The sequence below is a fragment of the Microbacterium sp. SORGH_AS_0862 genome, assembly GCF_030818795.1.
Taxonomy (GTDB): Bacteria; Actinomycetota; Actinomycetes; order Actinomycetales; family Microbacteriaceae; genus Microbacterium.
Genome location: NZ_JAUTAY010000001.1, coordinates 1,027,089 through 1,039,082, shown reverse-complemented (window position 1 = coordinate 1,039,082; position 11,994 = coordinate 1,027,089). Strand labels below are relative to the sequence as shown.

The 11,994-nt window shown below is 71.2% G+C and carries 14 protein-coding genes; 10 read left to right on the top strand and 4 right to left on the bottom strand.

The window, feature by feature from the left end; all coding sequences use genetic code 11:
- Positions 1 to 3 precede the first annotated feature (3 nt).
- The 5 genes from QE377_RS04790 to QE377_RS04770 all read left to right on the top strand — a co-directional run bounded on the left by QE377_RS04790 (position 4) and on the right by QE377_RS04770 (position 5,118).
- Positions 4 to 900, top strand: a complete 897-nt coding sequence (locus QE377_RS04790; RefSeq protein WP_307320083.1) for a DUF808 domain-containing protein — start codon at positions 4 to 6, stop codon at positions 898 to 900.
- A gap of 64 nt (positions 901 to 964) precedes the next feature.
- A complete protein-coding gene (locus QE377_RS04785) occupies positions 965 to 1,609 on the top strand; it encodes a TetR/AcrR family transcriptional regulator (protein ID WP_307320082.1) in 645 nt (214 codons plus the stop codon).
- Entirely contained in the window at positions 1,606 to 2,646 is a 1,041-nt protein-coding gene (gene add / locus QE377_RS04780) for an adenosine deaminase (RefSeq protein ID WP_307320081.1), read from the top strand. Before QE377_RS04785 ends, add begins: the two co-directional genes overlap by 4 nt.
- A gap of 76 nt (positions 2,647 to 2,722) precedes the next feature.
- Complete coding sequence (locus QE377_RS04775; protein ID WP_307320080.1) at positions 2,723 to 3,250, top strand: hypothetical protein; 528 nt, start codon at positions 2,723 to 2,725, stop codon at positions 3,248 to 3,250.
- 113 nt (positions 3,251 to 3,363) lie between these two features.
- A complete protein-coding gene (locus QE377_RS04770) occupies positions 3,364 to 5,118 on the top strand; it encodes a helix-turn-helix transcriptional regulator (protein ID WP_307320079.1) in 1,755 nt (584 codons plus the stop codon).
- On the opposite strand, the gene QE377_RS17325 is transcribed toward QE377_RS04770, so the two are convergent.
- Entirely contained in the window at positions 5,026 to 5,430 is a 405-nt protein-coding gene (locus QE377_RS17325; RefSeq protein WP_373459554.1) for an Ig domain-containing protein, read from the bottom strand. The two genes, QE377_RS04770 and QE377_RS17325, sit on opposite strands and share 93 nt — an antisense overlap.
- Positions 5,431 to 5,528: 98 nt before the next feature.
- Here QE377_RS17325 and QE377_RS17320 point away from each other — a divergent pair, with 98 nt between their 5' ends.
- The 3 genes from QE377_RS17320 (at position 5,529) to QE377_RS17310 (ending at position 6,347) form a co-directional block, all read left to right on the top strand.
- On the top strand, positions 5,529 to 5,714 hold the full coding sequence (locus QE377_RS17320; RefSeq protein ID WP_373459515.1) for a hypothetical protein: 186 nt from the start codon (positions 5,529 to 5,531) through the stop codon (positions 5,712 to 5,714).
- Between the two features lie 18 nt (positions 5,715 to 5,732).
- Positions 5,733 to 6,095, top strand: coding sequence for a hypothetical protein (locus QE377_RS17315; protein ID WP_373459514.1), 363 nt, complete (start codon positions 5,733 to 5,735; stop codon positions 6,093 to 6,095).
- Between the two features lie 99 nt (positions 6,096 to 6,194).
- A complete protein-coding gene (locus QE377_RS17310) occupies positions 6,195 to 6,347 on the top strand; it encodes a hypothetical protein (RefSeq protein ID WP_373459513.1) in 153 nt (50 codons plus the stop codon).
- A 273-nt stretch (positions 6,348 to 6,620) separates the two neighbouring features.
- Here the strand turns inward: QE377_RS17310 and QE377_RS04765 are convergent, their stop codons facing one another.
- From QE377_RS04765 to QE377_RS04755, 3 genes are read right to left on the bottom strand one after another with little or no spacing between them, the layout of a single operon-like run.
- Positions 6,621 to 8,162: a tripartite tricarboxylate transporter permease gene (locus QE377_RS04765; protein WP_307320078.1), complete on the bottom strand. Its 1,542-nt coding sequence runs from the start codon at positions 8,160 to 8,162 to the stop codon at positions 6,621 to 6,623.
- 1 nt (position 8,163) lies between these two features.
- Positions 8,164 to 8,757, bottom strand: coding sequence for a tripartite tricarboxylate transporter TctB family protein (locus tag QE377_RS04760; protein ID WP_307320077.1), 594 nt, complete (start codon positions 8,755 to 8,757; stop codon positions 8,164 to 8,166).
- Positions 8,754 to 9,776: a tripartite tricarboxylate transporter substrate binding protein gene (locus QE377_RS04755; RefSeq protein WP_307320076.1), complete on the bottom strand. Its 1,023-nt coding sequence runs from the start codon at positions 9,774 to 9,776 to the stop codon at positions 8,754 to 8,756. Before QE377_RS04755 ends, QE377_RS04760 begins: the two co-directional genes overlap by 4 nt.
- Positions 9,777 to 9,919: 143 nt before the next feature.
- Between QE377_RS04755 and QE377_RS04750 the strand changes: the two genes are divergently transcribed.
- Positions 9,920 to 11,188: an ATP-binding protein gene (locus QE377_RS04750; protein WP_307320075.1), complete on the top strand. Its 1,269-nt coding sequence runs from the start codon at positions 9,920 to 9,922 to the stop codon at positions 11,186 to 11,188.
- Complete coding sequence (locus tag QE377_RS04745) at positions 11,185 to 11,928, top strand: response regulator (protein WP_307320074.1); 744 nt, start codon at positions 11,185 to 11,187, stop codon at positions 11,926 to 11,928. Before QE377_RS04750 ends, QE377_RS04745 begins: the two co-directional genes overlap by 4 nt.
- Positions 11,929 to 11,994 lie beyond the last annotated feature (66 nt).

The following is an 11,994-nucleotide window of genomic DNA, read 5'->3' as shown; positions in this document are numbered from 1 at the left end:
CGTATGTCGGTCGGCCTGCTCGCCGTCGTCGATGACATCCTGACCGCCGCCATCAAGGCGAGCGCGAAGACCGCGGGCGTCGTGATCGACGACGCCGCCGTCACCCCGCAGTACGTGCAGGGCATCACGCCGGCGCGGGAGCTGCCGGTGGTGTGGAAGATCGCGCTCGGCAGCCTCATCAACAAGTTCGTCATCATCATCCCGATCGCGCTGCTGCTGACCGCGTTCGCGCCGTGGGTTCTGCCGTTCCTGCTGATCCTGGGCGGCGGGTTCCTCTGCTTCGAGGGCGCCGAGAAGGTCCTCGAGTGGTTCGGTGCGCACCACGAGGATGCGGATGACGGCGCCCCCCGCGACGAGAAGAAGCTCGTGTTCGGTGCCGTCCGCACCGACCTCATCCTCAGCACCGAGATCATGCTGATCGCGCTCTCGAGCCTCGACCCCGACTTCGGCATCTGGATGACCCTCGGCGCGCTTCTGGTCATCGGGCTCGCCATGACCGCCCTGGTCTACGGCGCGGTCGCGCTACTGGTGAAGATCGACGACATCGGACTGCGCCTCATGAAGAGCGACGCCCGCCGCATCCGCCGTTTCGGTGTGCGCGTCGTCGCGTCGATGCCGACCGTGTTCCGGGTCATCAGCGTCGTCGGCACCGTCGCCATGCTCTGGGTCGGCGGTCACCTGGTCGTGGGCAATCTGGCCGAGACGCTCTGGGACGGACCCGAGCACCTGGTCCACGCCGTCACGCATCTCGTGGAGGCGGCCGGCCCCGTCGTGGTGTGGATCGTGGAGACGGCACTGTCCGCCGTCTTCGGGCTCGCGCTCGGACTCGCGATCGTGGCCGTCGTCACCGGAATCTCCCGTCTGACCAAGCGCGGCGCCCGCGCGGATGCGGGCCACTGAGGTCTGAGGACGCCACTGCGGGATCCGAAACGTCACGGAAATGCACTCATGTCATGATCATGACATGAGTGAGCAGCCGTCCATCCGGGAGCGGTACACGGAGCAGACGCGGCGGACGATCCTTCTGGCCGTGGCCGAGTGCATGGAAAGCGATCCCGACCGCGACTTCTCGATGTCACAGGTCGCCGCGAGGGCGGGTGTCTCCGTGCGCACCGTGTTCCGCCACTTCGCATCGCGCGACGAGCTCGTGTCGGCGTTCGGTGCCTGGTACGAGCAGGAGATGCTGCCGTTCCAGCCGCTCGCGAGCGTGCACCAGCTGCCCGACGTCTTCGCCCGGTCCGCCCGGGAGATGCATCGGCGACCTGCCCTGTCGCGCGCCATCGCCATGTCGTCTGTCGGTCGGGACGCGATGACAGGATTCAACGCTCTGGTGCTGCATCAGCTGCAGGATGCCGTCGAGACCGAGTTCGCCGCCGCGACGGAGGCTGAGCGGCGCCGGTTGGTGGCGGGTCTCCACTATCTCGACAGCATCACCTCCTACGTCGTTCTTCACGATGACCTCGGCCTCTCGGGCGACGAGGTGGGAGAGGTCGTGGGCTGGATGATGCGCCTGGCGATCGGGGCCACCTCCGCGGTCGCGACGCCGGTCGCGACGGCTGCGGGGGGCGCCGCGACGAGAAACGAGGACCAGAAGGAGTGGCCGGCATGATCGATCCGACGTTGGCGGAGTTCGCCCGCCGCATCCCCAAGGCCGAGCTGCACGTCCACATCGACGGCACATTGGAGCCGGAGATGAAGCTCGAGATCGCTCGGCGCAACGGTGTTCCTCTCGCCGAGTCGACGACGGAGGAGATCCGCGCGAGCTACGTGTTCCACGACCTGCCGACCTTCTTGGCCGTGCACTATCCGAACATGGCGGTGCTGCGGACCGAGCAGGACTACTTCGATCTCTGCCAGGGGTACCTCGCCCGCGCGCACGCCCAGGGGGTGCGGCACGTCGAGATCTTCTTCGACCCGCAGCTGCACACGAGCCGGGGCGTCGCTTTCGGCACGATGATCGGCGGCTATCGGCGGGCGATCCTCTCGGAACGGGAGCGCACCGGTATCAGCGCGGAGCTGATCATGTGCTTCCTCCGCGACCGCGGCATCGACGATGCGCTGGCCACGTGGGAGCAGTCGGAGCCGTACCGCGACTGGATGATCGGCGTCGGTCTCGACTCAGACGAGAAGGACCACCCGCCTGTCGAGTTCGTCGAGGTCTTCTCCCGCGCACGGCAGGCCGGGCTGCGGGTCACGGTGCACTGCGACATCGACCAGGAGAACACGCACGAGCACATCCGGCAGGCGCTGGTCGAGCTGCAGGTGGATCGCATCGATCACGGCACGAACGTCGTGGAGGACGCCGCGCTGCTGGCACTCGCCCGCGAGCGCGGCATCGGATTCACCGTCTGCCCGCTCTCGAACTCGTTCGTGACGGCGACGATGAAGGCCGACGAGATCGTCGCGTTGGTGCGTGAGGGCATCCCGGTGTCCATCAGCTCCGACGACCCGCCCTACTTCGGAGGGTATGCCGGCGACAACTACGCCGTGCTCGCGGATCGAGTGGGGGCGCAGGCGGCGGACGTCGCGGCCTGGGCCCGCTCCTCGTTCCGGGCGGCGTGGTTGCCGCCGGATCGGCGCGAGGCGTACCTCGCCGACGTCGATCGCTTCGTCCGCGAGTACCCAGCGATCTCGTCCGTGACCTGATCCGCGCACTGCGGGATCCGGCGGGTTCACGCATCGGGGCGTATCGCCGTGCGCCGCCGACTGTCATGATCGCCGCGTGAAAGCTCTCAAGCCGCTCGTCCTGGTCGCGGCAGCCCTCGCGCTCACGGGCTGCTCGCAGGCCGCGACGGACACCGCCGAGCCCGCGGGGAGCTCGGCCGCGGCGGACGCTGATTCGGGTTCGGCGCCGGCGCCGCAGGCGGGGTCGGGCACGGGCGATGCATGCACGCTCGTGCCCTCCCCCGACATCGCCGCGGCGCTCGGCGTCGACGCGGTCGACGGCGTCGCCTCGGAAGGACAGCAGGGGCTGCAGCAGTGCACCTGGACGTACGCCGACACGCACACCGCCATCGCCCAGTACACGACGGACGCCGATGCGTTCCTGCCCGCTGAGCTGTATCCGCAGGGGGCGGATGCCCAGCCCGTCCCCGGCATCACCCGCGGGTGGGCGGACGCATCGATCGGCACGATCCTCGTCGTGAAGGGAGATGCGGGGATCCTGCTCGTCGACATCGATCCCGGGGGCTCGGGCGCCGATCCGGTCCTCTGGACGGCTCTCGGCGAGACGATCGCAAGCCGCTTCTAGCCCCGCGGCTACGGGTTTCGGCGGATTCCGCATCCTGGCCGTATCGCGTCGGGCTCGCTGCGTGGCACGATTCCCCCGGAACCGGCGCAACGGCCGGCAGAGGGGCGGGCGGCGTGGACGACGACGTCGACGGCAGTGCCGAGGCATGGCGGTTCGTCACGGGCGTCCTGCTGCGCGTCTTCGGCGGGGACGCGGCCGCCGAGCTCGCTGACGCGTCGGCGCGTTCGGATGCGGCGACCGCCCGCGCGGATCGCGGCCTGTACCGGGTCGCCGCCACGATCGCGGCGGTTATCGCCTGCCGCTTCCCCGACGCCGCCGCGCACGCCCGCCGCGCCCTGGACGACGTCGCCGGGTGCGCCGTGCCCGTCGCGCGCCTCGCATCCGCGGCGATGCTGACCGCCGACGCGATGGCGGGAACAGAGCACGGCCGACACCACGGCGTGGAGGCCGGCTCCGTCGCCCGAGCGGTGTCGCAGCCGGGGGAGGGCGCCCTGCTGACGCGGTATCTCCTGGCGGAGGCTGCGCTGAGCTCGGGTGGCTTCGAAGCCGCCGACACGCTGATCCGCGGCGCGCCGCTCGCCCCGGGGCAGGTGGTGACGGGCGACACCGAGAGCGCCGACCCCGCCGCCGTGGCACTGCAACTGATCGCCGCACGCAGCGCCGCCTTCCACGGACGACGCGACGAAGTGCGCACGATCGCTGCCGGCCTGTTCCGCAGCGCGACGATCGTGCCGCAGCGCGCGCTCGTCGTCCTGCAGGCCATCGGGGGCTATGGCGCCGCCGTCGCCGGCGATCGGGAGCGGTTCTTCACGCTCGCGGACGCCGTGATCGCTCGCACCCGCCGCGACGAGAACTACCTGTCGGTGGGCTCCTCGCTCTACGTCGCCTGGGGCTTCCGCGCCGTCGGGCAGTTGCAGCGTGCGGCCGCGCTGCTCGTCTCGGCAGCGGGTGCCGACCTGTCCCGCTGCAAGGTGTGGGACCGCGCGTTCGCCACGGAGGTGCTCGTCGAAGCGGCGTTGTCCCGCGGTGACACCTACCGTGCCGGGGTGCTCCTGCGCCGCAGCGGCGCGTTGGCACGCCACCGCGTCGCGGCCTCCTCGCTGACGCGGGCGCGGGGAGCGCTGGCCCTGTCGCAGGGGCAGGCGGCGGATGCGGAGGCGCTTGCTGCCGCGTCCGTGCGGATCGACGAGGCGGCGGGCGCGGCGACCGAGGTGCTGCGCGGCGAGCTCGTGCGGGCGGTCGCTCTCGCGCAGGCGGAGCCGGCGGCGGCACTGGAGCTGCTGCTGCGGCTCGCGCGCCAGGCGGACGCCGTCGGGTACGAACGGCACCGGCTGCTCGCCGCCCGTCGCTGGCGCGACCTCGCTCCGCACGTCGAGGGTGCGCGCGGCGATCTGTCGGTCATGACCGAGAAGCAGCGCGAGGTCGCCGTGCTCCTCGCCGAGGGGAACACGAACGCGGCCATCGCGCAGGTGCTCTATCTCTCCCCTCGCACGGTGCAGAGCCACGTCGAGGACATCCTGCGCATCACCGGAGCGCCGACCCGCGGCCGGGCCGCTGCGCTGCTGGGGCCGCGGCGCGGACTGGACCTGGGACTGCTGACTCCCCGCCAGCGGCAGGTCGCCGCACTGGCCGCCGCGGGCGGCCGAAACGCCGAGATCGCCGCATCCGTCGGGCTCAGCGTCAAGACCGTGGAGCACCATCTGGGCGAGGCGCTGCGCCGGCTCGGGCTGCCGTCGCGCGCGGCGCTCGCGACGGTCGCGTTCGCGCCGGAGGGCTCAGCCGCGGGCGCGGTGGCGCCGCACGCCGTGTCCGACGAGCAAAGCCGCTCCGCACAGCAGGGCAGTGAGAGCGGCGAACGCCGCGCCTGACGCATCCTCCGCGCCGCTCGCGGCCAGTCGTGCGGGGGAACCGGGGGCAGCGCTCGGCGGGGTCGTCGTCGACGGAGTCGGCTGGGGCGCCGCGGCGACCGCCAGGGTGATCGTCGTCGTGACGGCCGTTCCATCTGAGGCGGACGCGGTGATCGTATACGTCTGCGCCTGCTGTGCGACGATCGGGGTCCCCGCGATCCTGCCGGTGGCGGCATCGAGCGAAAGGCCCGCTGGCAGAGACGGCGCGACCTGGAACGCGGGTGCGAGGTCGAAGGCGGCGGCGGTCGCGAGGATCTCGAACGCCGCACCCACGGTCGCCGTCGCGCCGGAGGCCGCCGTGACGGCGGCGCGAGACAGCAGGCCCACGGAGCCCGAGGCGCCGTCGCCGACCCACGCGCGATCGCCGCTCGGTGAGAGGACGAACGTCGGTCGCGTCGGTCAGATCGATCGCCGTCGTCTCGCTGACGGCGCCGGTCGCCACGTCGAGCGTCGACACGCTGTTCCCGCCCACCACGAAAAGGTTCGCACCGTCGGGCGAGAAGTTCGCCGCCGTCGCGGCGTGCGGCACGCCGGCCGAGCCGACGATGGTCGCGTAGGTCGGGGATGCGGCGTCGATGTCGACGAAGAACACACGGTCGGCACTGCCCGCGGTCACCGCCGCGAGAGTGCCCGCGGGGTTCATCGCGATCCGCCCCGCGGCGCTCGTGCCGGGGAGGATGACCGAGGCAGCCTGCCCGCCGAGCGCGAACGGATCGTTGAAGAGGTACAGCACGCCCGTGCCCGCGGCGGCTCCCGCGACGAGGACGTCGTTGTCCGAACCGTTGCCGACGCCGACGGCGATGTCAGAGATGGCGGACGGGCGCGGCGTGCTGGGGGTGTCCGGAGCGAAGTCGATGCCGCTCACGCTGCTCACGCCGAGGTTGAAGCGGAGGATCCGGGTGGGATCCGCCCCCGAGGGGGCTGCGACGACGGTCTGACCGGCCGCTGCGATCGACAACCCGCCCAGGGCGGTTCCGGGCAGGGCGATCTGCGAGACGAGTGCGCCCGATGCGTCCAGGCGCACGATCCAACCGGTCGTGGTGGAGACGTCAACCTCGGAGCCGTCGGGGCTCAGCGCCACATCCGTGGGCACGCCGAAGCCCTCGACGGTGAAGTCGACCGAGTGCGCGACGACCGCGCTGGTGGCGGTGTCGAAGATCGCGACGCGGGAGGAGCCGTCGACGATGTAACCGGTCGACCCGTCGGGGGAGAGCGCGAGACGCTCGACGCCGCCGGCGGTGCCGGCCACTCCCGTGACGGTGCGCAACGGTTCGGCGGCGTGCGCGGGAGTGCCGACGAGAGCGAGAGCCCCCGCGGCGATCAGGGCGAGGGGGAGGAGACGGCGTCGCATGGCGGTCCTTCGGTGTGGGGCTCCCATCACCGCGGGAGCAACCGAAGTCTCGCGAGCGCCACAGGTGCGCACCATAGGGGAATCGGCCCAGATGCACCGATTCCCCCGCGAGTCAGCGCGCGACCGGCTCCTTCTCCGCGTCGGCGGTTACGCGGCGTGCACGTCGCCGGGCGACGATGCGCCCGCGGACCGAGAACACCAGGACCGCGGCCAGCAGCACGTAGAGCGTGATGGTGATCGGACTGTGCACGAGCACCGAGAAGTCGCCGTTCGCGCTCATCGCCGCATCCCGCAGGCTCGTCTCGGCCAGCGGGCCCAGCACCATCCCGATGATGAGCGGGGCGAGCGGGAAGTCCATCGCCCGCATCAGGAAGCCCAGGATGCCGATGCCGAGCAGCATGAGCAGATCGAACGTCGACCCGGAGGTGGCGTAGATGCCCAGCGCGCAGAACACCGTGATGCCGGCGTACAGGTACGGGCGGGGGATCAGCAGCAGCTTCGCCCACAGCATCGCGAACGGCAGGTTCAGGATCAGCAGCACGACCATCGCGATGAAGAAGCTCGCCAGAAGCGCCCAGACGAGCTCGGGGGCGCGGTCGAAGAGCAGCGGGCCGGGCTGCAGGCCGTACTGGCGGAACGCCGCGAGCATGATCGCCGCCGTCGCGGAGATCGGCAGACCCAGGGCGAGCAGGGCGCCCATGGCCATGCCCGTCGTGGCGTTTCCCGCCGCCTCCGGGGCGGCGAGGCCGCGGATGGCTCCGTGCCCGAACTGCGGCTTCTTGCGCCGAGCGTCCAGTCGCTTCTCCAACCCGTAGGCGAGGAATGTCGGGATCTCGGATCCGCCCGCGGGCACGACGCCGAACGGCAGGCCGATCGCCGTGCCGCGCAGCCACGCCGGCGTCGCCTCCTTCAGCTCCTTCCGGCTGAGCCACGGCCGACCGGTGGGCTTGATGATCTTCTTCGCTGTGTCGTGGCGCGCGAGGCACGCGACGAAGATGACCTCACCGAGCGCGAGGATGGCGACGGTCACGGTGACCAGCGAGATGCCGTCGAACAGCTGGGGCGACTCCATCGTGAAGCGCGGTGCTCCCGACACCCCGTCGATGCCGATCACGGCGATGCCGAGCCCGATGAACAGCGACGTCAGCCCCTTGATGACGTTGTCCGTGACGACGGACGACGTCGCGGCGAACGCGAAGACGGCCAGGGCGAAGAACTCCGCCGGACCGAACCTGCTCGAGAAGTCCGCGAGAGCGGGGGCGAGGAACACCACGACGATCGACGCGATGAAACCGCCGATGAAGGCGCCGATGGCGGCTGTGGCCAGGGCCTGGGCGGCTCGGCCGTTCAGCGCCATCTTGTGACCCTCGAACGTGGAGGCGATGGCGGAGGCCTGCCCCGGAGTGTTCATGAGGATGCCCATGGTCGAGTCGCCGAACAACCCGCCGAAGTAGACGCCGGCGAACATGATGAAGGCGGCGGTGGGATCGAGCGAGAACGTGATCGGCAGCAGCAGCGCGACGGCCATCGAGGAGCCGAGGCCGGGCAGGACGCCCACGGCCGTGCCGAGGAGGCAGCCGACCAGAACCCACAGCAGGTTCTCCGGGGTGAACGCACCCGCGAATCCCTGTGCCAGAAGTTGCAGAGCATCCATGTCAGAACCCCCCGAGGATGCCGGACGGGAGCGGCATCCCGAGCAGCATGTCGAATCCGATGTAGGCGAGCGAGCTCAGTGTCGCGCCGACCGCGAGCATCTGGATGGGCTTGGACGCCCCGAATCCGCGGGCGATGCACCAGAAGAGCAGGGTCGCCGCGATGAGCCAGCCGAGCAGATCGAGCAGCAGCGCGAAAGCGAAGAACGACACCAGCACCCACGCCAGCGAGCGGACGTCCACGCGCACCGGCCGCGGTGGTGACGCATCGTCGTCGGCGGCCTCGGCCGCCAGCAGCTCCGCCGTGAGCGGGTCGGGCATCGCCCGGACCTCCCGCACCGCGGTGATCGCGAGCGAGACGGCGAACACGTAGAGACCGGCGGTGACGATGCCGGGGAAGAACTGCGGCCCGGGGAAGGCGGCGCCCTCGGGCACCCGCATCGTCAGGATGCCGATCAGCAGGTACGTGGCGAACGCCGCCACGATGACGGGCATCGTCAAGCCCTTCAGCAGCGCTGCGATGCCGGGCCCGGAGACGAGTCGCAGGCGCTCGCCGAGGACGGCGGAGGTGGCGGTGGGATTGGCGGGGAAGGTCACAGGCCCATCTCCTCGTAGAGCGTGCGGATGCGGGACTCCTCGTCGTCGAGGAAGCCGGTGAGCTCGTCCCCGGTGATGACGCGCTCGGTCCAGCGGTAGCGGTCGACGGCGTCCTGCCATTGGGGGGTCTCGACGGAGTCGAGGATGAGCTGTGTGAGCTGATCCACCTCGTCGTCGGTGAGCCCTGCGGGGGCGGCGAGCATGCGCCAGTTGGTGAGCGAGATGTCGTAGCCCTGCTCGGCCGCGGTGGGGATGTCGATCCCCTCGACCGGCTCCTTGGCGACGAGGGCGAGGGCACGGAGGCGTCCGGCCTCGATCTGGTCGATGTTGTCGGGGTATCCGCCCGCCGCGGCTTTCGCCGTGCCGTTGAGCAGCGCCTGGATCGCTTCGCCGCCGCCGTCGGACGAGATGTAGGTCGTCTCGACCGGGTCGATCCCCGCGGCGAGGGCGAGGTCGGTCACGACGAGCTGGTCGAACGAGCCGCCGCCCGTCCAGGGCAGCGCCTTGGGGTTCTCCTGCCACGCCGCGACGAGGTCGTCGAGGCTCTCGTAGGGGGAGTCCGCGGGGACGACGATGACGTCGTACTCCTCGACGACGACGGCCAACGGTGTGACGTCGGCGAGGGTCGCGGCGGAGTTGAACTGGATCGTCGCGGCCAGCAGCCCCGTGCCGCCGACGAGCAGGTTGTTCGCCTGGCCGTTCAGCACCGACACGTTGCCGAGGGCGATCGTGCCGCCGGCTCCCGGCATGTTGACGACCTGCACGTTGTTGACGAGCCCGTTCGCCTTCTGCGCCTGCTGCAGCTCGCGCGCGACCCCGTCCCATCCGCCGCCGGCGGCGGCGGGGGCGACGATGGTCATCGAGGCGCTGATCTCCTGTCCGGCGGCGGCCGAGCTGATCGAGCCGAACGCGGCGATGCCGACCGCGGCTGCGGTCACGACACCGCCGATCACGCGGCCGATCACGGTTCTGGTGGTGGTCTTCGTCCGGGGGGCGGACTCGTCCGAGGGGGTGGTCATCGTTGCTCCATTCGCGCGGACATCGTCGTCGCCGCGAGATCGACCTAGGATGGCAGCGCGCGAGCCGGCGGGGCCGGTCGCGCCGATTTGTTCCCATAAACGCGCACGCGGCGACGGAGCCGCACGGCGAGGAAGCGAGCACGATGGCGTTCGGGCACCGGCAGCGCGCCGTCCGGCTCGCCATGCTCGTGCTGCCCTCGATCGTCACCCTCGCCGCTCTCGGGGTCACGACGACGGTCGCCCTCGCGCTGCAGGAGAGCCGCATCCGTGACGCGACGGCGGAGCGCGTGCAGGAGGTGGCCACGAGCCTCGCCGCTCTGAGCGAGGTCCGCCAGACGGTCGCATCCGTCTCCGATGCGGGAACGCCGGGCGACCTCGCCGATGCGGCGGATCTCGCTCCGGCGACGGCAGCGCTGCAGCCGATCGCGGAGCTGGTCGCCCGCGCGGCGGGCGTCTACTACGTCGTCGTGACGGACGACGAGGGCGTGCGCATCACGCATCCGCTCGCGTCCGAGCGCGGTGTGCAGGTCTCGACCACGAACGCCTCGGTGCTCGCGGGCACCCCGTTCCTCGGTACCGAGACGGGCCCGTCGGGGCCGTCGCTGCGCGCGAAGGTGCCGGTCGTCGACGGAGACCGCGTGGTGGGCATGGTCGCGGTCGGGGTGCTCGAGTCCGACATCGCCGCCGAACGCGAGCAGGCCTTGGGGGCTCTGCTGCCCTGGGCGGTGGGGGCGCTCATCGTCGCGACGCTCGCCAGCTCCGCGCTCACGGCGGCGGTCGAGCGCCGCTTCCGCCGGCTCGACGAGCTGGCACTCGAGCACGCGCAGATGGGGCGGACGACGGCGGCGCTTCGCGAGCAGTCCCACGAGTTCACGACACGCCTGCACGTCCTGCACGGGCTCGTCTCCCGAGGCGACGCGGACGAGGCGCTCGCCTACATCGAGGATCTCGTGCCCGTATCGGGTGCGCGGCACGATGAACGGGATGCGGGTATGCCGCTGCGCGATGCCGCCGTCCATGCCGTGCGTTCCGACGTGCTCGCCCACGGTGCGCAGGTCGAGTTCGACATCGCCGTCGCGCGCGACATCGATGACGAGGTCGTGACCGTCCTCACCAACCTCTGTCGCAACGCCGCGGAGGCGGGGGCCGCCCGCATCCGCTGCGTGCTCCGCGAGCGCGGCGATCTGCTCGTCGGGGCGGTCGAGGACGACGGGCCGGGCGTGGACCCGCGCCAGGCGACGCGGATCTTCGCCCTCGGGTTCTCCTCGAAACCGGATGCCTCCGGCGGCGGACGAGGCATCGGTCTCGACCTGGTGCGCCGCCTGGTCACCGCCCGAGGGGGAACGATCGAAGTCGGCGCCTCGACGCTCGGCGGGGCCAGGTTCTCCTTCGAGATGGCGAGGCGCCCGTGAACGGGAACATCCGCGTGCTCGTCGTCGACGACGACAGGGGAGCCCGCGCGCTCCACAGCGGCTTCGTCGCAGCGACGAGCGGCTTCACGGTTGTCGGCACGGCCGCGAGCGGGCGGGAGGCGCTGGGCTTCGAGGTCGACGCGGTCGATCTCATCCTGCTCGACATGCGACTGCCCGACATCAGCGGCATCGAGGTGCTGCACCGTCTGCGCACGATCGGCGGGTCGGAAGTGGACGTGCTCGTCATCAGCTCGTCGCAGGATCAGACGACCGTACGCCAGGCCCTCGCCGCGCACGTGGTGGGATACCTGATCAAGCCCTTCACGGAATCGGCGCTGCGCGCCCAGCTCGAGCAGTACCGGACACGTCGTCAGCAGGCGCAGCAGGATGCGCGCGAGCGTCCGTTGAGCCAGGGCGAGATCGACCGGCTGCTGGCGACGGGAGGCATCCGCACCGGGACGCACGCCGACATGACGCCCGCGGCCGCACTCGCACTGCCGAAGGGCCTTGCGCAGCCCACGCTCGATCGGGTGGCGGCAGCTCTCGACCCCGTCATCGCGCGCTCCGGCGCCGACGTCGCTGCCACGTGCGATCTGTCGCGAGCGACAGCGCACCGCTATCTGACGCACCTCGTCGACCTGGGGCTCGTCGATCGGGCCCACCGCTACGGCAAGCGCGGCCGTCCCGAAGTCCTTTACCGGCTCGCACCGGCGCACGCCTCGGATCCGACGACCCGCTGAGATCCCTCGCCCTCGACGTGCCCGTCGTGATTGTGTGGGCGCACGCGAACACACGCCCGGAGGCAG